Below are 20516 nucleotides of genomic sequence, written 5' to 3'. Positions count from 1 at the left end.
GAGCCGTAGGTGGTCCCGGCGTGCCCAGGTGCGGTGCGGGGTCGCAGCATTGGGCTCGGTCGAGTTCTCGGAGAGGGCGACCACGACGGCGGTCAGCGCCGCCAGCTCCTCGGCGGTCGGCGTGCCGCGGATCACCTGCAGCGTTGGCTCGGCGGGGGTGCCGTCGTCGTCGGCATCCCGTCGGGTCTGGTCGGGGGCGAGCGTCATAGCGGAATGTTCCCGTGCTTCTTGGCGGGGTTGGAAGCCCGTTTGTCGCGCAGCGCCCTCAGCCCGCGAACAATGTGCTGCCGGGTGTCCGATGGTGCGATCACCGCGTCGATGTACCCGAGCTGCGCTGCCTGGTAAGGGTTCAGGAGCTCTTCCTCGTACTGGGTGATCACTTCGGCGCGGGCGGCCTCCACATCGCCGCCGGCGTCGGCCACTGACTTCAGGTGCCCGCGGTACAGGATATTGACGGCGCCCTGGGCCCCCATGACGCCGATCTGCGCCGTCGGCCAGGCCAGGTTGAGGTCGGCGCCGAGCTTCTTGGAGCCCATCACGATATACGCGCCGCCGTAGGCCTTCCGGGTGATGACGGTGAGCTTGGGAACGGTTGCTTCCGCGTAGGCATACAGCAGTTTTGCGCCGCGGCGGATGATCCCGTTGAACTCCTGGTCCTTGCCCGGGAGGAAGCCGGGGACGTCCACGAGGGTCAGGATCGGGATGTTGAACGCGTCGCAGTTCCGGACAAAACGGGCGGCCTTCTCCGAAGCAGCAATGTCCAGGGTGCCGGCGAACTGCAGCGGCTGGTTGGCGACGATACCGATCGTATGGCCCTCCACCCGGGCGTACCCGATCATCACGTTGGGTGCGTAAAGGGACTGCATCTCAAGGAAGTGGCCGTCGTCGACAATCGCCGAGATGACCGTCCGCATGTCATACGGCTGATTTGCCGAATCCGGGATCAGGGTATCGAGTGCACCATCCTCGGCGGTGAGGTCCAGCTGTTCGACGAATTCGGTCACCGGTGCCTCAGCCAGATTGTTGGAGGGCAGGAAGTCGAGCAGTTCACGGACGAAGTCGATGGCGTCGCGCTCATCGGAGGCGAGGTACGCGGAGGTTCCGGTGGTGGAGTTGTGCTGTCGGGCGCCGCCGAGGGTCTCCATGTCGACGTCCTCTCCGGTGACGGTCTTGATCACGTCCGGGCCGGTAATGAACATGTGGGACGTCTTATCCACCATCACCACGTAGTCGGTGAGGGCGGGGGAGTAGGCTGCACCGCCGGCGCAGGGGCCCATGATGAGAGAAATCTGGGGGATGACCCCGGAGGCGTGCACGTTATTCCTGAAGATGTCGGCGAACATCGCCAGTGAGGAGACACCCTCCTGGATGCGGGCACCTCCGCCGTCGTTGATTCCGACCACCGGGCAGCCGTTCCGGAGCGCAAATTCCTGCACCTTGACGATCTTTTCGCCGTTGACCTGGCTCAGCGAGCCGCCATAGACGGAGAAGTCCTGGCTGTAGACGGCGATCTGGCGGCCATCGACTGTTGCGTAGCCGGACACGACGCCGTCGCCCAAGGGTTTTTTCGTCTCCATCCCGAACGCTGTCGACCGGTGGACCGCCAGCGCATCAAACTCGACGAATGATCCGGGATCGACCAGCAGGTCGATGCGCTCCCGTGCCGTGTTTTTGCCGCGGGCATGCTGTTTCGCCACCGACTCCGGACCGGACGGCTGCTGGGCGAGGCCCTCGCGGCGGCGGAAATCTGCAAGCTTCCCTGCGGTGGTGGTGAGGTCGATTATCTGATCCTGCGCGACCACAGGTGCTGAGCCAGTCTGCATTGAGTCTCCGGGTTGGCGATGAACGGGCCACCGCCGGGTTAAGTAGGTTCCCCACAAAGCGCCCGGCGTTTCCCCCAGTCTAGTGAGGGAAACGGTCACTACCGCTGTAGGACTCCTACAATTTCCTCCCCATAGAATTAGCCCAGCCGTGCATGTTACCCGCCGGTAACAATTAGGTTCCTGGCACCCCTGCACCACTATTCTTACGTTATGACCGCCAGCAACGATGCCCCACGTCAATCCACCCCGGCAACCCTCGCGGGTCGCACCATCCTGATGTCCGGCGGCAGCCGCGGCATCGGACTCGCGATCGCCCTGCGCGCCGCCCGCGACGGCGCCAACATCGCCTTGATGGCCAAAACCGGTGAACCGCACCCCAAGCTCGACGGCACGGTGTTCACGGCCGCCCAGCAGATCCGCGACGCCGGCGGCAAGGCCCTGCCGATTGTCGGCGACGTGAGGAACGACGACGACGTCGCCGCGGCGGTGGCCGCTGCCACCACCGAGTTCGGCGGGATCGACGTCGTCGTCAACAATGCCTCGGCCATCGATCTTTCCCGGACCCGCGACGTCAGTATGAAGCGCTATGACCTGATGGCCGACATCAACGTCCGGGGTACCTTCCTGTTGAGCAAGTTGGCCCTGGATGCCCTGCTCGCCTCAAGCAACCCCCACATCCTGACCCTGTCGCCGCCGCTGAACCTGGAGCCGCGCTGGGCCGGGATCCACCTGGCCTACACGATGGCCAAATACGGCATGAGCCTGACCACGCTCGGGCTGGCCGAAGAGTTCAGGGCCGAAGGAATAGCGGTCAACTCGCTCTGGCCGCAGACCCTGATCGACACCGCAGCAATCCGGAACCTGCCCGGCGGTGAGCAGATCGTCAATGGCGCACGAAGCGCGGAGATTGTCGCCGATGCGGCGCACGCCATCCTGGTGCGCCCATCCCGTTCCTGCACCGGCAACTTCTTCACCGACGAAGGCGTGCTGCGCGAGGAAGGCGTCACCGACTTCACCGGTTACAGCCTGGGAGCAGCCGAGGATCAGTTGGTCCCCGACATCTTCCTTTAGCCAGAGGTGACCCTGGTCCAGCCCTGCCAGTGCAGTGCGTTGCACTGCACTGTCGGTCTTCGCTGTGACCCGGCCGCTTCGTCTTCTTTCATTTCCTTCCCCGGGTGTCTACTCGCGTTTCAAAAGGTGCATGCGTTGCCTGCAATGCATGCATTTGTGGATCGCCAGGTGCATGCACTGCCTGCAATGCATGCACCTTTTAGAACGGGCACCCACCCCGTGCACAACTTTTGCGGGGCACCCGCCACAGCTGCCCGAAGGCCATCATCAGCCCGGTCAAAGCCACGCTGGGTAAGATCAGAGCATGACTTCCCGCTATTCCAACCTCGAACGCCCCGGATTGGATGAAGCGGCGCTCCGGAACGCCCTCTGTTCGCCCCAGGGACCCTACAGGCGGCTCGAGGTTGTGGCCGAGACCGGATCCACCAACACCGAGCTCGCTGACCACGCCAAAAACCACGCCGCTGACTGGCCGGACCTCAGCGTCTTGACCGCCGAACAGCAAAGCGCCGGGCGTGGACGGCTGGATCGTCCATGGATTGCCCCCGAACGTTCCTCGCTGATCGTGAGCATTTTGCTCCGCCCGCACAACCCTGCAGGCAGACCGCTGCCCACGCAGAGCTACTCGTGGCTCTCCCTCCTCGCCGCCCTCGCCCTGGCGGAGGGCGTCGAGGAACGTACCGAGATCAGACCCCAGCTCAAGTGGCCCAACGATGTGCTGGTCGACGGGCGCAAGCTCGCCGGAGTGCTGGCCCAACTGGTCCCCGGCACCAACGGGGGGCCCGCAGCGGTCATTGTCGGAGTGGGCGCCAACGTGTCCCTGACCGACCAGGAACTACCGGTCCCCACCGCAACCAGCCTGCTGCTGGAATACGCCAAGACCACCGACCGGAACGTGCTGCTGCGTGCTTTCCTGCGCCGGTTCGCTGACCTCTACGCCGCGTTCCGGGCCGTCGACGGCGACGCCCGCCGGGAGTGGCCGGACGGTACCTCCCTCGCCCAGCGGGTCAGCGACCGGATGGTCACGCTCGGCCAGGATGTGCGGGTGGAACTCCCGGGGGGCGTTGAACTCCTCGGCCGGGCGCTGGGCCTCGACGAGCACGGTGCACTGCTGGTTCGCGACTACGACGACGAGCGGCACACCGTCACGGCCGGCGACGTCGTGCACGTCCGGCCGGTCTCCTGACGTGGGCGGCTGAGCGGTTGTGCGTCTTAAGCTTGCGCCGGGCGAGCACGTCATCGTGCGCACCCGGCCCCACCCGAGGCCGCTGCTGGTGCCGTTCATCGGCACGCTGGTGGTGCTGGCGGGGGCAGGATTCGCGCTCGGTCTGCTGAGCCGCGACTCGCTGCCCACCGAGGCGCTCGAATGGGTGCCCCTCGGGGTGATCCTGGTGCTGGCGGTCGCGGTTCTGATTCTGCTGCGGATCTTTGTCCGCCCGCTGCTGCGGTGGTGGGGCACGCGCTACATTCTGACCAGCCGGCGGCTCATCAGCCGTCGCGGACTCTCCACCCGGCGCGAGCAGGAGATTGCGCTCGCCAGCATCTACCAACTGGACACCAGCCAGACACTGCTCCAGCGCTCCACGGGTGGCGGAAACCTGACCGTGGACCTGGGCCGCGACCGGACGGTCGTCTACCCGGACGTGCCACAAGTGCACACCTTCAAACAGTTCATGGTCGAAGCGATCGGGGACCTCCCACTGACCGTCATGTTTGATGGTGTAGACATGGAAGCTGACCCGGTGCATGACCTCGAGGGTTACTGACACCAGATGAGCGATTACGGACGGGAGAAGAGCGAATGACTGCTGACGATCAGCCCGACCTGGGCCAGGACGAGCCAGCCACCGATGCTGCTCCTGCCCCGGCAGGGGAGGACGCGTCGTCCCCTTTGACGCCGGAGGTGGTCCCGGTCCCGCAGCAGGACCTGTCCCGCGAGGCGATCCGGAACCTGGAAATAGAACTGCTGGGCGCCGAGCGAACCCTCCGACGCCGCGACGTTGCGGCCGGTGCTGGCGTGTCGCTGCTCTCGGCGCGCAAGCTGTGGCGGGCCATGGGCTTCCCGAACATCTCCGACGAGGACGTGGCTTTCACCGAGAAGGACCAGGATGCGCTGATTACCATCATCGAACTCGTCCGCAGTGACAAGGTCTCCGAGAACGCGGCAATCTCCATCACCCGCGCCATTGGCCAGATGACCGACCGGATGGTGGTTTGGCAGATCGAAGCCCTCGTCGAAGAGATGGCGGCGCAGCGGGAAATTTCCGATGCGGCTGCCCGGAAGGCCCTGGTCGCCGAGCTTCCCGAACTTATCGCACCCCTGGAAAAGACACTGGTTTACGCCTGGCGACGCCAACTGAACGCGGCAGTGCAACGGTTGGCGTTGCGCGCGGAATCCGGGCTGCAGGCCAGTGCCGAAGGCAGGTTGGGTGACGAGGACGATGCCCCGCTGCCCCTGGCCCGCGCCGTCGGCTTCGCCGACCTCGTTTCCTACACCAGCCTGTCCCGCCAGATGAACGAGCGAACCCTCGCCCACCTGGTGCAGCGCTTCGAGAATGTGTGCGCCGAAATCATCTCGGTGGGAGGCGGCAGGCTGGTCAAGACCATCGGCGACGAAGTGCTTTACATCGCCGAGTCCCCGGAAGCCGGTGCCGAAATTTCCCTCGCCCTGGCCAAAGCCTTCACCGAAGACCACCTGCTGCCCTCCGCGCGCGTCTCTCTGGTGTGGGGGAGGATCCTGTCCCGACTGGGCGACATTTATGGGCCGACAGTGAATCTGGCGTCCCGCCTGACCTCCCTGGCCGAACCGGGGACGGTCCTGATCGATGCATCCACCGCCGCCACCTTGCGCGACAACGAACACTTCGTCCTGATCCCGCAGAAGGCGCGCACCATCAGAGGGTTTGGCGAGGTGCACCCCGTAACGCTCGCCCGCGGCACCGGAACCGGGCTGATCCTCGATTAGCGGACCGCTGGAAGATACTGCTGCAGCGAGGACGTGGCAGTACCACCGGCGCGGGCTCAGAGCGCGGTTCGGCTAGGGTAGCCAAGTAACTTCGTGACACACCTCATTGACGGCAGCTAGATGGTAGGACGGAAATGACAACCGACAAGACACCGGGTCTGGACCTGACGGTGAGCTGTGGGTTCGCGTCGGACGTCGGCCTGCGCCGGGAACACAACGAGGACTCGCTGGTCGCAGCTGACCCTATCTTCGCGGTGGCTGATGGCATGGGCGGGCATGAGGCTGGCGAGGTCGCCAGCAGTATCTGCATCCGCACGCTGATGGATAGCCGGCTGGTGGGAGAGCCGTTCCCCGAGATGGACCCCGAGGAACTACAGGAGCTTCTGGTCACCGCAGACGAAAAGATCAGGTCGGAAACCGGCGGCCGCGCCGGCACCACCCTCAGCGGAACTATCCTCGTCCAGGAGGACGGCGCCCCGTACTGGCTGGTTTTCAACGTTGGCGATTCCCGCACCTACCGCCTCAGCCAGGGCGGACTGGAACAGATCACCATCGACCATTCGGAGGTTCAGGAACTCGTCGACTACGGTCGCATCACCCCCGAGGAAGCACTCACCCATCCGCGACGCCACGTGGTGACCCGCGCTTTGGGCACCGGAAGCGACATCGACGCCGACTTCTGGCTGATCCCGGCCGCCATCGGCGACCGGATCCTGGTGTGCTCCGACGGGCTGATCAACGAGGTGGGGGACGAGCAGATCTTTGACCTCCTCACGTCGCTCCCTCACCCGCAGGATGCTAGCGAAGCCCTCGTCCAGGCAGCGCTCCGGGCCGGCGGCAGAGACAACATTTCAGTAATCGTCGTGGATGTCGCAGGTGCGGGGGACTGAGGCAAGATAGGACTGTGGCCAGAACAACTGACAAATCAGGCATAGAGCTTACCGCGGACCAGACGCCGGTCGATTCCCTGCGTGAGGAATACGACTCCCTGGCGGAGGAGGTGCGCCGGCACCGGTTCGCCTACTACAACGAGAACGCGCCGACAATTTCCGACGCGGAGTTCGATGAGCTGTTCCGGCGGCTGGAAAAAATCGAGGCACTGCATCCGGAGCTGATCGCCAACGATTCGCCCACCCAGGAAGTCGGCGGCGATGCCTCCTCGGCCTTCGCCGCCGTCGACCACCTGCAACGCATGTACAGCCTGGAGGACGTCTTCTCCCTGGCCGAGCTGGACGTCTGGGTGAGCCGGGCTGCCGCGAGCGTCGAATCGGTCAGCCCAGGCAGCGCCATCAAATGGTTGACCGAGCTGAAGATCGACGGACTCGCCGTCAACCTGCTGTACCGGAACGGTGAACTGGTGCGAGCGGCGACCCGTGGCGACGGTGCCACCGGTGAGGACATCACCCACAACGTCCTCACGATCAAATCGATCCCCCGGACCCTCGCCGGGACGGGCCACCCCGCCGAGATGGAGGTGCGCGGCGAGGTGTTTTTCCCGTCGGCTGCGTTCGCCCAACTCAACGAGAGGATGGTCGCCGCAGGCAAGGCACCGTTCGCCAACCCCCGCAACGCGGCGGCGGGATCCCTGCGCCAGAAGGACCCGGCGCTGACGGCCGAGCGGCCCCTGGACATGTACGTGCACGGTATCGGCGTCCGCGAAGGCCTGGCAGCCCAGTCCCAGTCGGAGACCTACCGCCTGCTGAAGGAGTGGGGACTGCCCACCTCGCCCTATTTCAAGGTGCTCGACGACGCCCCGGCGGTGGTCGAGTTCATTGAGCACTACGGCACGCACCGGCACGACCTGTTCCACGAGATCGACGGCATCGTCGTCAAGGTGGACGACTTCGGCCTGCAGCGGGCACTGGGCCACACCTCGCGTGTGCCCCGCTGGTCGGTGGCCTTCAAATACCCACCGGAAGAGGTCAACACCCGGCTGCTGGATATCCGGGTGAACGTGGGCCGCACCGGCCGGGTCACCCCGTTCGGGATGATGGAGCCGGTCAAGGTGGCCGGCTCCACCGTCGAAATGGCCACCCTGCACAACCAGGACGTGGTGAAGGCCAAGGGGATCCTGATCGGCGACATGGTGGTCCTCCGCAAGGCCGGTGATGTCATCCCGGAAATCGTGGGCCCCGTCGTCGCGCTCCGTGATGGTACCGAACGCGAATTCGTGATGCCCACCGAGTGCCCGTCCTGCGGGACCCCCCTGGCGCCGGCGAAGGAGGGCGACGTCGACATCCGTTGCCCCAACGCCCGGTCCTGCCCCTCGCAGCTGAGGGAACGCGTGTTCCACCTGGCCGGACGCGGAGGCTTCGACATTGAGGCCCTGGGCTGGGAAGCGGCAATCGCCCTGACCCAGCCCGCCGAACCGGAGGAGCCGCCGCTGACGTCCGAGGCTCAACTGTTTGACCTCACACCCGAGGCGCTCGCCGATGTGCGGATCCTGCGTGACAAGCGGGTCAAGGGGGAAGTGGTCGGCAAGGAACTGGTGCCCTACTTCTACACCAAGGGCACCGCCAAGAAACCGTCCGAACCCAGCGCCAACACGCGCCGGCTGTTCACCGAACTGGAGAAGGCGAAGCAGCAGCCACTGTGGCGGGTCCTGGTCGCCCTGTCCGTCCGGCATGTCGGGCCTACCGCCTCGCGTGCCCTGGCCACCGCGTTCGGGTCGATGGAACGGATCCGCGCGGCCTCGGAGGAGGAATTGGCGAACGTCGACGGCGTCGGCCCCACCATTGCCGCAGCGCTCACCGAATGGTTTGCCGAAGACTGGCATCGGGAGATCATCGATTCGTGGGCTGCCGCTGGGGTGCGGATGGAGGACGACGTCGACACCTCCATGCCGCGCACCCTGGAGGGCATGACCGTCGTCGTCACCGGCTCGCTGGAACGCTACAGCCGCGACGAGGCGAAGGAAGCGATCATCCAGCGTGGCGGCAAGGCATCCGGTTCAGTCTCGAAAAACACCCACTATGTGGTGGCCGGGGAAAACGCTGGCACCAAACTCGACAAGGCCGAAGCGCTCGGGTTGACCGTGCTGGACGAGGACGGCTTCACCCGGCTACTCCAGGAGGGCCCAGCGTGAACGTATCCCCGACGGAACTGCTGCACCTGGCGAAGCAGGCTGCCTCGGCGGGGGCCGACGTTTTGGCGCGGCGCAGTATCGAGACGCTCGGCGCGCAGAACAAGAGCTCGGACAGCGACTGGGTGACCGCCTTCGATGTGGCAGCCGAACGCGCCGTCCGGGATGTGATTTCCCGGTCACGACCCCACGATGTGATCACCGGCGAAGAGCTGGGAACCACGGTCCCCGATCGCACGACGGGAGCCGGACAGGTGCGATGGTCCATCGACCCGCTGGATGGGACCACCAATTTCATCCGCAACATTGTCTACTACTGCACCTCGGTCGCGGCAGCCGACGCTGACGGCCGCTGGCTGGCCGGGGTGGTGCACGCCCCAGCGCTGGACCGGATCTACTGGGCTGCCCGCGGCTCAGGGGGCCTGGCTGCGGGATCACGGCCGGATCGTCCGCTTGGAAGGGCCAGAGGTGGGCCGTAAGGGCACGCTGCTCGGCACAGGATTCACTTACGACGCCGAAGCCCGGGTCCAGCAAGTGGGGGAGCTGGCCTCACTCATGGAGGGGTTTGGCGATATCCGACGGATCGGGTCGGCGGCCCTTGACCTGTGCATGGTCGCCGACGGCACCCTCGACGGATACGTGGAACGCGGTCTGAACGAACACGACTGGGCCGCCGGTGCCCTGATCGCCGAGGAGGCGGGAGCCACGGTGCTCCGCCCCGAGCTCACCACGGCGCTCGCCGGCGGCCCGGACGAGGCCGAGCGGTTCATGGCGTTCACCGTTGCCGGTTCGCCCGATCTGGTCGGCAGGGTGACGGCGCTCACCGCCGCCCCGGATGGAATTGCCCCGGGATGAGAAGCAGCGACAGCCCGGACCAGGCCTCGTCCTGGCTACGGTGACCCGTGATATCCCGACCTTGCGCCGGGCATTGGTCGATTACGGCCACCTGGTCCGCCGGCCGGACGGCACCGGTTACCGCCGCGCCTGACTGCCGGCGCTCCGACGTCGTCAACTCTCGTGGGGTGCGTCAGGGTTTTCCGGAGCCTCGTCGCGACGCTTCTCGATCAGTTCCTTGGTGCGCACGAGCCGCAGCAGCGTAACAAGCAGGAGTCCACCGAGCATATTGAAGGCCAGGGTGTACCCAAACCAGCCAAGCCATTCCAGGTAAGTGATGGCCGCGCCGGAATGGATCGCGGCGAAAATGAGCAGCGAATCCAGGATGCTGTGGAACAGTTGCAGACCCGCAAGGAGGAATCCGCCGATCACCGTCGCGACGATCTTGGCGACGTCGTTTGAGGTCCCTTGCTGCATTCGGCTCATCAGCGTAATGGTGCTGCCACCGAGCACCGCCAAGGCCACAACCTGCATGGAGAACGGCGCGTCGATGAAGTGGTGGGCGCTCTCGGCGACTGTCCCGGTCCACTCAGGGAACGCCTGCATGACAATCCAGACGAAAGCCCAGCCGCTGACCAGGTTGGCCACCAGGGTGCCGCCCCAGAGTTTGACCAGCTGAAGCAGACTGCCTTCTTTCGCGACGACGGCTGCGACCGGCATCAGGAAGTTTTCGGTGAACAGTTCGCTATGTGCCAGGAAAAGGGCAACGAGGCCCACGCTGAACGCAAGGCCCGCGAGGAGATGATTGTCCGTCTCGTGCAGCACAGCAAGGTAAGCCATGATGCCGAGGCCGATCTCGAAACCGCCAAAAACACCCGTAACAAGGATGTTCCGGAAGGTCCGTTGCAGCCGCTCGGCACCCTCCTCAACAGTGCTATCGAAGGATTCCTTCAGTTCGTCCTCGACCGGGGCATCGGTGTCCCCTAGTTCCCGCCTGCGTGCTTCGCTCATGACGCCTCTCCTCTGTACTGTTCGGGAGGAGGTGCCCTCCCGGATCGGCGCTACTGGATACGCGAAATGGTAGCAACAGCGGAGGCAACCCAGGCACCAGCGGTGATCATCGGCTGGTTGCCGCCCTTCAAGCCTGCTTCATTTCGATCAGTTGAATCAGATTGCCGCAAGTGTCGTCGAAGACGGCCATCAGGGCGGTTCCGATGTCGGTGGGCGGCTGGGTAAACACCACGCCGCGGCCCGTCAATCTGGCGTACTCGGAGGTGAGATCCTCAACCGCGAATTGGGCCAAGGGAATGCCATCCTCCGTCAGCGCGTCACGGTACGGTTTCACCGCGGGGTGGCTGGCCGGCTCCAGGAGAAGCTCTGGGCTGTCCGGGGATTCGGGTGACCGAACGGTGAGCCAAAAGTCATCACCCAACGGGATGTCGTGGCCCTTGGTGAAGCCGAGGACGTCGGTGTAGAACGCCAGTGCCGCCCGCTGGTCGTCGACGAACAGGCTGGTCAGTGCAATTTTCATTGGATCCTCTTTTGAATAGGCCAGCGATCGGCAATTTCGGCAAGTGGTGCGGGATTAAAGTAGTGGAACTTGGAGCGTCCCCGACGCTCGGTCGCAACGAGCCTGGCCGATTCAAGGACACCCAGGTGCTGGGAGATGGCTTGGCGGGTCAGGCTGAGGTTGTGGCGCATGGCGAGTATCGAGCAAATCTCGAACAGGGTTTGACCGTCGCGCGACGACAGCTCATCGAGAATGGTGCGTCTGGTTTCGTCGTCGAGAGCCCGGAACACGTCAACCATAACCATCAGGATAGGCAAGTACAGGCTTGCCTATCAAGACCCCCATTACGATGGGTGAATGGCTGATCTGGGGGCGGTACTTCAGGCAACGGGACTACTCGTGGGGTATTTCAGGGCGCCAGTCTGTGGCGAAGTGTCGGTGACCGTCCACCCTGGTCCCTGAACTGGATTTGCTGCCGCCGGTCCGTGGCAGGGTTGTCATGGTCCAGGTGGCAGCGAAGTCTTCAGTCCAGTAGCGCGGCTGAACGATCTGTCCGGGGTGAGGCAGAATTGAAAGGCAACGTTTCGGCGTCGTCCCCGTTTGTTCCCTGATGAGGATTTGATGAACTCCCACGCTCCAACCGACCTCACGATCCGTCCCGTCACCGAGACGGATTACGACGACGTCCGCCGCATCACGTGTGCTGCCTACCTTGAGGCGGGGTACTTCGAGGCTCCCGATCATCCGTACATGCGGGTGCTGGCCGACGTCGAACACCGCGCCGAGCACGCCGAAATCTGGGTGGCGGAGCGCGGGGGCGTCGTCGTTGCCTCGGTGGCCATCACGTTCGAGGGGCAGCGGTATACCGACATTGCGGTCACCGGCGAGCTGGAGTTCAGGATGCTGGCGGTGGACCCGACGGTTCAGCGCGGCGGGGTGGGCCGGTTGATGGTTGAGGCGATCATTGAGCATGCCCGATCGCTGGACGGAATCACGGCGGTCAGCCTGACCAGCGGCTCCGACATGACCCGCGCCCATGCTCTGTATCATTCGCTGGGTTTCGAGCGTCAACCCGAACGCGACTGGTGGGTGCGCGACGAGGAGATCCTGCTCTGGGTGTTCAGATTGTCCCTCTAGAGCCACCGCGACCGTGCAAGTCCCCCGGCCGTGCAGGTCTCCCGGAAGGTGGGAAGACCTGCACTGGTGGGACAAGCTACGGCCGGATCATGACCTTGCCCTTGCGGCCCGCCACGAAGTTTGCCCGGGAGGCTTCCTGCACCTGATCCAGAGTGTAGGCAGCTTCGATGGGGAAGGAGAGGGTGCCGTCGTTGACCCGGAGCAGCAGTTCGCTGAACAGCTCGCCGCGACGACCGGCTGGTAGCTCGCGCATCACGGTGCTGCCCCAGAAGCCCTTGACCGTCAGGTTCTTGAAGATGATCGAGCCGGAACTCAATGTCATGGTGCCTCCACCCATCGCTCCGAACACCACGAGCGTGCCATTCTCGCCGAGCTGCGACAGCACCTCGTTGCTGGCGTCGCCGCCCACCGAATCCACGCCGGCGACAATCTTGGCGCCCCCCGTGAGTTCAGCGACCCGATCCTCCCAGCCTGCGGTCTCGGTGGAAACGATCCGTTCGATACCCTGAGCTGCGAGTTCGTCGACGCCCGCGTCACGGCGGACGAGGCCGACGACGTTGATGCCGCGGGTAGGAGCGAGCTGGGCGATCAGGCGACCGACGGCGCCGTTTGCGGCGTTCTGGATGATCCAGTCACCCTCGGTGAGGTTCAGCCAGTCGAGTAGTGCGATAGCGGAGAACGGCATTGAGACCAGCTGGGACGCAACTTCATCGGTTGCACCTTCATCGACGGGTACCAGACCCTGTGCCTGGGCGATGAAGAACTCGGCCCAGACGCCGAACGTCCCACCGGTAGCGACGCGCTGTCCCACGGAGAGGTGCTCGACGTCGTCACCCAAAGCGTCAATGACTCCTACTGCCTCAGAGCCCGCCTGGGCGGGAAGCTCGGGTTTGAAGCCGTAGGTACCACGGACGGTCCAGAGATCGTGGTTGTGAATGGGGGACAGGAGGGTGCGTACCCGCACCTGCCCTGGACCGGGTTCTGGGGTGGTGACTTCATCGACCTGGAGGACATCCCAGGGTTCCCCGAAGGTGTGCTGACGAATCGCACGCATAACTAACTCTCTTTCCATGTGGTTACTCGAAAAGTAACCCCCCGGCCGGTTGCAATATTCCCGGGCTGCAGCGACATCAGAGCGTCAAGTTTGTCTGTCACGCGACGGTGTTCAAGCGCCGCCCAGCGGTTCAGGGCGAATGGCGGCAGAGTGTGCGACGGGTCAGTCGCCGTCGTCGATGACTCCTGTGGCAATCGCGCGGAGGGCGGCGAGGTGGGAATCAAAAGCACTCCTACCCTGGGGGGTCAAAGAGAGCCAGCTGATTCGCCGGGCATCCGGGCGCCCGACCGATGATGACTTGGTCATCGACACAAAACCACCGTCGACCAAAACCTTCAGATGTTTGGACAGTGCAGCATCCCCAACAGCGAGTGAGTCACGAATCGCTGAGAAGTCGGCGCTTTTAACATTGCGTAGAAGTCCGCAAATTCGGAACCGTAGTGGGGCATGAATCAGTTCGTTGAAGACGCCGCCGTTTGTTTCGGACAGATCAGCGGGCATGGCGGATCCGGCTCAGGGCGCTTCGCGTGAAGTAGTGGGCTCCGATAGTGCCAGCGCCGAAAGCGGCTACAGTGGGCGCAGCAACCCACCAGTGCAGTTCGAGAGAGACAAGCCCCAAGGAGACGCTGAGCAGCAGCAGGCAGGAAATCAGGGTGGCGGCGTAGATCAGCCAGGCCTCCCAACCGATGCTGCCGAGTTTGACGCCGGTCGCCCGATGATACAGATAGACAACCATGATTCCGACGATGATCAGCAGGGCCGAGTTGCCCGAGCGGTTGTCTCCGGCTGCGGGCGAAGCGACACAGACGGCGGCAATGGCGCCGAACGTAGGGGCAACCCATCGTGGTGTGTTCATGCGCGAGATGAGAGCTGAGCGGTCACTATCGACGTCGGCCAGCAGGGCGGCGGCCGAGTCCGACTGGCCCGGCGACGACGGAGGCAAGTTGTTTTCCATGATGGAAAGTGTAATCACTTTCCACCAAGGAAAGCAACTGCTGGCTTGGCGCGCGGGGTGTCACCCAGGAGGTGTCTGCGCACGCTTTAGTGTCGAATATTTGTTCGAGAGATTTATCCACATAAGCCCGAAAGCTCCTGACCTATCGGCGGGTGTTTGGGACTATTGAGGTATGGACGGACGCGCAGCTCCATCGTTGAGCAGGAGGGGATTTACCTCTCAGGCAACGGCTCCGCGCGGCGCTGCGGGTCGTGGCGAGAAGGCCACTACGGGTTCCCCTGTTGCGGGTGGCTGGGGGTCGAAAACCCCTGGTGCGGGTGTGGGTGTGGGTGCTGGTGTGGGTTCCACGCGAGCATTGGCTGTAGCTTTAGGGGCGCTTCGGCCAGCTGCCAACGCTGCGGGGCTGATCGATCAGCTACGTGACCTGGAGGATTTGAAATCGGCGATCGCTGGGGTGCAGGCCCAGATCTCCGTCGCCGTTGACGTGCTGGAACGCCAAACCCAAGCCAAGGCCGGGACACCCGCTGCGGAGCAGGGGAAGGGTGTCAGCGCGCAGATCGCACTGGCCCGGCGTGAATCCCCAGCCCGCGGCAGCCGTCTCCTTGGGCTCGCGAGGGCGCTGGTGACGGAGATGCCGCATACGTTGGCGGCCCTGCATAACGGGCAGCTGAATGAATGGCGCGCAACGTTGATCGTGAAGGAAACCGCGTGCCTGTCCGCCGCTGACCGGTCCGCCGTCGACGAGGAACTCTGCCCCGACACCGGGACATTTGAGGGGCAGGGCGACAAGGCCATCATCGCCGCGGCCCGGACCGCAAGCTACCGCAGGGACCCGCGCGCCGTGGTCAACCGGGCTGCCCACGCGGCAAATGAACGGTTCGTGAGCATTCGGCCGGCACCGGACACGATGGCTTACCTCAGTGCGTTGTTGCCGGTGAAAAACGCCGTGGCCGCCTACGCCGCGTTGACCAGGCACGCCGATACGGCACGGGCCACCGGGGACACCCGGTCCCGGGGTCAGCTCATGGCCGATGCCCTCGTCGAGCGGGTCACCGGGACACCCGGGGGCGTCTCCCGGGTCGAGCTGCAGGTCATCATGACCGACCGGTCCCTTTTTCAGGGCGATAGCGAACCAGCCCGGATCCCCGGCTACGGCATCGTCCCGTCAGCTTGGGCCCGAGACCTCATCCACCCCGGTGCGATACCTTCGCCTTCACGGAGCGACAACAGATCTGCGACACCGCACGGCTCTGAGGAACACTCTGACCAGGGGCCCCTGACCTTCGAAGTGTGGCTTCGTCGCCTCTACACGGCCCCAACAACCGCAGACCTGGTGGCCATGGACTCCAAAGCACGGCTCTTCACCCCGGCGCAACGCAGGTTCATCAGCGCCCGCGACGCCACCTGCCGCACCCCTTACTGCGACGCGCCGATCCGGCATTACGACCACATCATCCCCTGGCACAAGGATGGACCTACCTCGGTGGCGAACGGGGCAGGGCTTTGTGAAGCCTGCAACCACACCAAGGAACGACCCGGCTGGACGGCAGGACCACATCCAGGATCCCGCCACACCCTCCGCGTCACCACACCCACCGGCCACACCTACCAGGCCACCGCCCCACCCTTGCCCGGAGCCTGAACCGCAGTGTTCCCCGTGCCAGGCCGAATCGGTCGGGGCGTGCACCGCACGTAGACTGGAACCAAACACCAATTCATTGACCATGGGAGATTTATGGCTGAGATCAACCGTGAGGACGTTGCGCATCTGGCGCGGCTTGCCCACATCGACATGAGCGCCGAAGAGCTGGACCGGATGACCGGTGAGCTGGCAGTAATTGTTGACTCGATCAAGCGGGTCAGCGAGGTGGCAGGCGACGACATCCCCACCACCAGCCACCCCATTCCGCTGAGCAACGTGTACCGCGAAGACGTGATCGGTGAGACCCTCACCAACGAGGAAGCCCTCTCCGGCGCACCCGACAACGCTGACGGACGCTTCAAGGTCCCAGCCATCCTGGACGGGGAGTAACCCATGACTGAACTGATTCGGCTCAGCGCCGCGGCGCTCGCCCAGAAACTCGTTGCCAGGGAAATCTCGGCCGTTGAAGCCACCCAGGCTCACCTCGACCGGATTGCCCACGTGGACGGCGGCGACGACGGTGTCCACGCTTTCCTGCACGTCAACACCGACGAGGCGCTCGCCGTCGCCGCCGAAGTGGATCAGGCTCGTGCCAAGTCCGAGGACCTCCACCCGCTGGCCGGCGTTCCGATCGCGGTCAAGGACCTCATCGTCACCAAGGGCCAGCCAACCACCGCCGGCTCGAAGATCCTTGAAGGCTGGCACAGCCCCTACGACGCCACAGTGATCCGCCGACTCCGGGCCGCGGGTATGCCCATCCTCGGCAAGACCAACCTGGACGAGTTCGCCATGGGCTCCTCCACCGAGCACTCGGCGTATGGCCCCACCCGTAACCCGTGGGATCTGGATCGCATCCCCGGCGGATCGGGCGGTGGCTCAGCTGCCGCCGTCGCCGCTTTCGAGGCGCCGCTCGCGCTTGGCACCGATACCGGCGGTTCCATCCGCCAGCCCGGCGCTGTCACCGGCACGGTCGGCGTGAAGCCGACCTACGGCGGAGTTTCCCGGTACGGTGCCATCGCGATGGCGTCGTCGCTGGACCAAATTGGCCCCGTTTCGCGGACCGTGCTGGACTCGGCGCTGCTCCACGAGGTCATTGGCGGCCACGACCCCAACGACTCCACCTCCCTCACCGACCCTCTCGGTGCGCTCGTCGAGGCTGCCCGAATGGGCAACGTTGACGGCATGCGCATCGGCGTCATCAAGGAACTGCAGGGCGAGGGGTACCAGTCCGGTGTGCTGACCCGGTTCCAGGAATCGTTGGAACTGCTCCGTAGTGCGGGCGCCGAGATTGTCGAGGTGTCCTGCCCCAATTTCGAGTACGCGCTGGGCGCCTATTACCTGATCATGCCCTCCGAGGCGTCCTCAAACCTTGCCAAATACGACGGCGTCCGGTTCGGTCTTCGGGTGGTGCCCGACGGCGCACCCACCATCGAACGTGTCATGGGCGCCACGCGTGCCGCAGGCTTCGGTGACGAGGTGAAACGGCGCATCATCCTGGGCACCTATGCGCTAAGCGCCGGCTACTACGACGCCTATTACGGCTCGGCGCAGAAGGTCCGCACGCTGATTCAGCGGGACTTCGATGCGGCCTTCAAGCAGGCCGACGTCCTGATCTCCCCGACTTCGCCGACCACTGCCTTCAAGCTGGGGGAGAAGCTCGACGATCCGCTGGCCATGTACCTGAACGACGTCGCCACTATCCCAGCGAACATGGCAGGCATACCCGGGTTGTCCCTGCCCGGCGGCCTTGCCGACGAGGATGGGCTGCCCGTCGGTATCCAGCTGTTGGCTCCCGCCCGCCAGGACGCCCGGCTGTACCGGGTGGGCGCGGTGCTGGAATCACTGCTCGAAGCCAGCTGGGGCGGTCCGTTGCTGGATCGCGCTCCGGAGCTGAGGCCTGACGCTTTGCGGTCCGGCGGCACAGCCGACCGCGTGGAGACTAGCACTGCAGGAGGAACCAACTGATGGCTATGGCAACTGAAGACATTCTGACCTTCGAGGAAGCCCTCGAGAAGTATGATCCGGTGCTGGGCTTCGAGGTCCATGTGGAGTTGAACACCCAGACCAAAATGTTCTCCTCGGCACCCAACGCGTTTGGTGACACCCCCAACACCAACGTCACCCCGGTGGACCTTGGTCTGCCGGGTGTGCTGCCGGTAGTGAACCGGGTGGCGGTGGAGTCTTCCATCAAGATCGGGCTGGCGCTGGGCTGCAAGATCGCCGAGAAGTGCTACTTCGCCCGGAAGAACTATTTCTACCCGGACACACCGAAGAACTTCCAGACCTCCCAGTTCGAGGACCCGATCGCCTATGACGGATCCATTGACATTGAGCTGGCTGACGGCACCGTGTTCACCGTCGAGATTGAGCGCGCCCATATGGAAGAGGACGCCGGAAAGCTGACCCACATGGGTGGCTCCACCGGTCGGATCCAGGGCGCCGAGTTCTCCCTTGTGGACTACAACCGCGCCGGAGTTCCCCTCGTGGAAATTGTCACCAAGCCGATTGTCGGTGCCGGTGCCCGCGCTCCCGAGCTGGCGAAGGCGTACGTCGCTGCGATCCGCGAGATCGTCAAAAACCTTGGCGTGTCTGACGCCAAAATGGAACGCGGCAACGTCCGCTGTGACGCGAACGTCTCCCTCAAGCCCAAGGGGCAGGAGAAGTTCGGCACCCGCACCGAGACGAAGAACGTGAACTCGCTGCGCGCCGTCGAGCACGCCGTCCGGTATGAGATCCAGCGCCACGCAGCGGTGCTCGATTCCGGGATCGCCATCATCCAGGAAACCCGCCACTGGCACGAGGACACCCGCTCGACGACGTCGGGCCGTCCCAAGTCCGACGCCGACGACTACCGCTATTTCCCCGAACCCGATCTGGTGCCTATCGTCACCACCGAGGAGTGGATCGAGCGGCTCCGCTCCGAACTGCCCGAGCCACCGGCCGAACGCCGCAAACGGCTGCAGCAGGATTGGGGCTACTCCGACGCCGAGTTCCGTGACGTCGTCAACGCCGGTGTGATGTCCTCCATCGAGGACACCATCGCTGCCGGAGTCAAACCCGCCGTCGCCCGTAAATGGTGGATGGGCGAGATTTCCCGCCGGGCGAAGGTGGCCGACGTCGAGCCGTCCGAGCTGGGTGTCACCCCCGAGCTGATCGTCGAACTGAACTCGCTGATCGAGTCCGGCAAGATCAACGACAAGCTTTCCCGGGAGGTGCTCGACGGCGTCCTCGCTGGCGAAGGCACACCCACCGAGGTGGTCGAGGCCCGCGGGCTGGCGGTCGTGTCCGACGACGGTCCGCTGCTCGAGGCGATCGATGCAGCACTGGCAGCCCAGCCCGATGTCGCCGACAAGATCCGCGGCGGCAAGGTGCAGGCTGTCGGCGCGATCGTGGGCGGCGTCATGAAAGCCACCCGCGGCCAGGCCGACGCCGGTCGGGTGCGGGAACTGATCCTGCAGCGCCTCGGCGTCGAGGGCTAACCCGCCGCTCCCAATTGAGGTGGGCAATCTGGACAAAAAGGGGGCAACATTACCTCTGCGAACGTCCAGGTTGCTCACCGTTTCTCCTGAAAGGATCCTCGTGGCGAACAGGCTGGCCGACGGTGAGCGCTGAGAAGCCGGTCTGGACCCACCTGTCCCGTGTCCAGACCGAGGGCGATAACCACATCATGGAAGACGCCTGCGGCTACCGGCGCAACGCCGCGTGGATGATTGACGGCGCCACGTCCCTACTGGCAGAGATCGACCTGCCCGGGGCATCCAACCCGTCCTGGTACGCGCAGGTCCTCAACCTCGCGCTGGCTGAACACGCCGGCCCCGCGGATCCCCGCGAGGTTCTGTCCGCGGCACTGAAAACCGTTGATGCGCTCGGGCAGCGGCTGGTCGGCGCTCGGTCCCACTTTTTCCCCAGCGCTGCGGTCTCCCTGGTGACCGCCGCCGACGACGGCGTCCAGGTGCTCAGCCTCGCCGACTGCCACGTCGTGGCCCGCCGGTACGACGGAAGTTGGCTGCACGCTGGAGTTCCGATCAGCGAACCCACCGGAACACGCGCCGACCACCTGCAGGCCCGGCGGGACCGTAATACCGAGCACGGCGTCTGGGTGGCCCGGCGGGAACCCGAAGCAGCCGAGCGAGCCAGACTGGTGACAGTGGGGAAAGCGCACACCGTGGCGCTCGCTTCGGATGGTGCCTGGCGGGCAGTCGATCTGGGTCTGGTGGCGGGCCCCGAGGCTTTCCTCGATGCGGTCAGCACCCCCGGTGGTGCACAGGAGCTCATGTTGACCCTGCGCATTACCCAGCAGGAGATCGGCGAAACAGCGGACGACGCATCGGTGATGTGCGTGGCGCTGCAGGACTAGCCAGCCGCAACCCGGCTTTGCCGGAACCCGGCTGATACGCTGACGATGGTGCCACAGCACCGTCCAGGATGAACTGCACGCGCCGG

At 64.8% G+C, this 20516-nt stretch carries 21 protein-coding genes and 1 pseudogene; 14 read left to right on the top strand and 8 right to left on the bottom strand.

Annotation, left to right across the window (positions count from 1 at the left end):
• Both B384_RS18900 and B384_RS0113270 read right to left on the bottom strand, forming a co-directional pair.
• Positions 1-207: acyl-CoA carboxylase subunit epsilon (locus B384_RS18900; RefSeq protein ID WP_019483588.1), on the bottom strand; the 207-nt coding region annotated here is incomplete at its 3' end.
• A complete protein-coding gene (locus tag B384_RS0113270) occupies positions 204-1823 on the bottom strand; it encodes an acyl-CoA carboxylase subunit beta (protein ID WP_019483587.1) in 1620 nt (539 codons plus the stop codon). The genes B384_RS0113270 and B384_RS18900, both read right to left, overlap by 4 nt.
• 210 nt (positions 1824-2033) lie before the next feature.
• Here B384_RS0113270 and B384_RS0113265 point away from each other — a divergent pair, with 210 nt between their 5' ends.
• From B384_RS0113265 to B384_RS21510, 8 genes and pseudogenes are all read left to right on the top strand, one after another.
• On the top strand, positions 2034-2894 hold the full coding sequence (locus tag B384_RS0113265) for an SDR family oxidoreductase (RefSeq protein WP_019483586.1): 861 nt from the start codon (positions 2034-2036) through the stop codon (positions 2892-2894).
• Between the two features lie 304 nt (positions 2895-3198).
• Positions 3199-4080, top strand: coding sequence for a biotin--[acetyl-CoA-carboxylase] ligase (locus B384_RS0113260; protein ID WP_019483585.1), 882 nt, complete (start codon positions 3199-3201; stop codon positions 4078-4080).
• Positions 4081-4099: 19 nt separating this feature from the next.
• Entirely contained in the window at positions 4100-4660 is a 561-nt protein-coding gene (locus B384_RS18895; protein ID WP_019483584.1) for a PH domain-containing protein, read from the top strand.
• A gap of 35 nt (positions 4661-4695) precedes the next feature.
• Positions 4696-5859 (top strand): adenylate/guanylate cyclase domain-containing protein, encoded by a 1164-nt coding sequence (locus B384_RS0113250; protein ID WP_019483583.1) that lies wholly within the window; start codon positions 4696-4698, stop codon positions 5857-5859.
• A 134-nt stretch (positions 5860-5993) separates the two neighbouring features.
• Positions 5994-6749, top strand: coding sequence for a protein phosphatase 2C domain-containing protein (locus B384_RS18890; protein ID WP_019483582.1), 756 nt, complete (start codon positions 5994-5996; stop codon positions 6747-6749).
• 14 nt (positions 6750-6763) lie between these two features.
• On the top strand, positions 6764-8944 hold the full coding sequence (gene ligA / locus B384_RS0113240) for an NAD-dependent DNA ligase LigA (RefSeq protein WP_019483581.1): 2181 nt from the start codon (positions 6764-6766) through the stop codon (positions 8942-8944).
• Positions 8941-9796: pseudogene (locus B384_RS18885) on the top strand (inositol monophosphatase family protein). Before ligA ends, B384_RS18885 begins: the two are co-directional and overlap by 4 nt.
• Positions 9777-9929, top strand: a complete 153-nt coding sequence (locus tag B384_RS21510; protein WP_083850941.1) for a DUF2087 domain-containing protein — start codon at positions 9777-9779, stop codon at positions 9927-9929. Before B384_RS18885 ends, B384_RS21510 begins: the two are co-directional and overlap by 20 nt.
• A 20-nt stretch (positions 9930-9949) precedes the next feature.
• Here B384_RS21510 and B384_RS0113230 read toward each other — a convergent pair whose 3' ends face one another.
• The 3 genes from B384_RS0113230 to B384_RS0113220 form a co-directional block, all read right to left on the bottom strand.
• The gene (locus B384_RS0113230; RefSeq protein WP_019483580.1) at positions 9950-10786 is read right to left on the bottom strand and encodes a formate/nitrite transporter family protein; all 837 of its coding nucleotides are present in this window, start codon (positions 10784-10786) and stop codon (positions 9950-9952) included.
• Between the two features lie 127 nt (positions 10787-10913).
• The gene (locus B384_RS0113225) at positions 10914-11306 is read right to left on the bottom strand and encodes a VOC family protein (protein WP_019483579.1); all 393 of its coding nucleotides are present in this window, start codon (positions 11304-11306) and stop codon (positions 10914-10916) included.
• On the bottom strand, positions 11303-11584 hold the full coding sequence (locus B384_RS0113220) for an ArsR/SmtB family transcription factor (protein ID WP_019483578.1): 282 nt from the start codon (positions 11582-11584) through the stop codon (positions 11303-11305). Before B384_RS0113220 ends, B384_RS0113225 begins: the two co-directional genes overlap by 4 nt.
• A gap of 322 nt (positions 11585-11906) precedes the next feature.
• Between B384_RS0113220 and B384_RS0113215 the strand changes: the two genes are divergently transcribed.
• On the top strand, positions 11907-12422 hold the full coding sequence (locus B384_RS0113215) for a GNAT family N-acetyltransferase (protein WP_019483577.1): 516 nt from the start codon (positions 11907-11909) through the stop codon (positions 12420-12422).
• 76 nt (positions 12423-12498) lie between these two features.
• On the opposite strand, the gene B384_RS0113210 is transcribed toward B384_RS0113215, so the two are convergent.
• The 3 genes from B384_RS0113210 to B384_RS0113200 form a co-directional block, all read right to left on the bottom strand.
• Complete coding sequence (locus B384_RS0113210; protein WP_019483576.1) at positions 12499-13476, bottom strand: zinc-binding dehydrogenase; 978 nt, start codon at positions 13474-13476, stop codon at positions 12499-12501.
• A 162-nt stretch (positions 13477-13638) separates the two neighbouring features.
• Positions 13639-13977, bottom strand: coding sequence for a transcriptional regulator (locus tag B384_RS0113205; RefSeq protein WP_019483575.1), 339 nt, complete (start codon positions 13975-13977; stop codon positions 13639-13641).
• Positions 13967-14431 carry a hypothetical protein gene (locus B384_RS0113200; protein ID WP_019483574.1) on the bottom strand — a complete coding sequence of 155 codons (465 nt, stop codon included), beginning with the start codon at positions 14429-14431 and terminating at the stop codon, positions 13967-13969. The genes B384_RS0113205 and B384_RS0113200 overlap by 11 nt, the downstream gene beginning before the upstream one ends.
• A 337-nt stretch (positions 14432-14768) precedes the next feature.
• Between B384_RS0113200 and B384_RS0113195 the strand changes: the two genes are divergently transcribed.
• The 5 genes from B384_RS0113195 (at position 14769) to B384_RS0113175 (ending at position 20430) form a co-directional block, all read left to right on the top strand.
• A complete protein-coding gene (locus tag B384_RS0113195) occupies positions 14769-16073 on the top strand; it encodes a DUF222 domain-containing protein (protein WP_443110861.1) in 1305 nt (434 codons plus the stop codon).
• A 93-nt stretch (positions 16074-16166) separates the two neighbouring features.
• Positions 16167-16463 (top strand): Asp-tRNA(Asn)/Glu-tRNA(Gln) amidotransferase subunit GatC, encoded by a 297-nt coding sequence (gene gatC / locus B384_RS0113190; RefSeq protein WP_019483572.1) that lies wholly within the window; start codon positions 16167-16169, stop codon positions 16461-16463.
• Between the two features lie 3 nt (positions 16464-16466).
• Entirely contained in the window at positions 16467-18038 is a 1572-nt protein-coding gene (gene gatA / locus B384_RS0113185) for an Asp-tRNA(Asn)/Glu-tRNA(Gln) amidotransferase subunit GatA (protein WP_019483571.1), read from the top strand.
• Between the two features lie 5 nt (positions 18039-18043).
• On the top strand, positions 18044-19552 hold the full coding sequence (gene gatB, locus B384_RS0113180) for an Asp-tRNA(Asn)/Glu-tRNA(Gln) amidotransferase subunit GatB (RefSeq protein ID WP_024476937.1): 1509 nt from the start codon (positions 18044-18046) through the stop codon (positions 19550-19552).
• A gap of 122 nt (positions 19553-19674) precedes the next feature.
• Positions 19675-20430: a hypothetical protein gene (locus tag B384_RS0113175; RefSeq protein ID WP_019483569.1), complete on the top strand. Its 756-nt coding sequence runs from the start codon at positions 19675-19677 to the stop codon at positions 20428-20430.
• The last annotated feature ends 86 nt before the right edge of the window (positions 20431-20516 follow it).

The sequence above is a fragment of the Arthrobacter sp. TB 23 genome, from assembly GCF_000294595.1.
Taxonomy (GTDB): domain Bacteria; phylum Actinomycetota; class Actinomycetes; order Actinomycetales; family Micrococcaceae; genus Arthrobacter_D.
Note: the sequence above shows the minus strand (reverse complement) of the source record. Positions and strands in the feature narration are given on the sequence as shown.

Bases quoted from the DNA above. Each gene is read 5' to 3' on its own strand.
- gatA (WP_019483571.1), top strand. From the start codon at position 16,467: ATGACTGAACTGATTCGGCTCAGCGCCGCGGCGCTCGCCCAGAAACTC.
- B384_RS21510 (WP_083850941.1), top strand. From the start codon at position 9,777: ATGGAATTGCCCCGGGATGAGAAGCAGCGACAGCCCGGACCAGGCCTC.
- B384_RS0113225 (WP_019483579.1), bottom strand. From the start codon at position 11,306: ATGAAAATTGCACTGACCAGCCTGTTCGTCGACGACCAGCGGGCGGCA.
- B384_RS0113265 (WP_019483586.1), top strand. From the start codon at position 2,034: ATGACCGCCAGCAACGATGCCCCACGTCAATCCACCCCGGCAACCCTC.
- B384_RS0113270 (WP_019483587.1), bottom strand. From the start codon at position 1,823: ATGCAGACTGGCTCAGCACCTGTGGTCGCGCAGGATCAGATAATCGAC.
- B384_RS18890 (WP_019483582.1), top strand. From the start codon at position 5,994: ATGACAACCGACAAGACACCGGGTCTGGACCTGACGGTGAGCTGTGGG.
- B384_RS0113220 (WP_019483578.1), bottom strand. From the start codon at position 11,584: ATGGTTGACGTGTTCCGGGCTCTCGACGACGAAACCAGACGCACCATT.
- B384_RS0113250 (WP_019483583.1), top strand. From the start codon at position 4,696: ATGACTGCTGACGATCAGCCCGACCTGGGCCAGGACGAGCCAGCCACC.
- B384_RS0113210 (WP_019483576.1), bottom strand. From the start codon at position 13,476: ATGCGTGCGATTCGTCAGCACACCTTCGGGGAACCCTGGGATGTCCTC.
- gatC (WP_019483572.1), top strand. From the start codon at position 16,167: ATGGCTGAGATCAACCGTGAGGACGTTGCGCATCTGGCGCGGCTTGCC.
- B384_RS0113200 (WP_019483574.1), bottom strand. From the start codon at position 14,431: ATGGAAAACAACTTGCCTCCGTCGTCGCCGGGCCAGTCGGACTCGGCC.
- gatB (WP_024476937.1), top strand. From the start codon at position 18,044: ATGGCAACTGAAGACATTCTGACCTTCGAGGAAGCCCTCGAGAAGTAT.
- B384_RS0113230 (WP_019483580.1), bottom strand. From the start codon at position 10,786: ATGAGCGAAGCACGCAGGCGGGAACTAGGGGACACCGATGCCCCGGTC.
- B384_RS0113260 (WP_019483585.1), top strand. From the start codon at position 3,199: ATGACTTCCCGCTATTCCAACCTCGAACGCCCCGGATTGGATGAAGCG.
- B384_RS0113215 (WP_019483577.1), top strand. From the start codon at position 11,907: ATGAACTCCCACGCTCCAACCGACCTCACGATCCGTCCCGTCACCGAG.
- B384_RS0113205 (WP_019483575.1), bottom strand. From the start codon at position 13,977: ATGCCCGCTGATCTGTCCGAAACAAACGGCGGCGTCTTCAACGAACTG.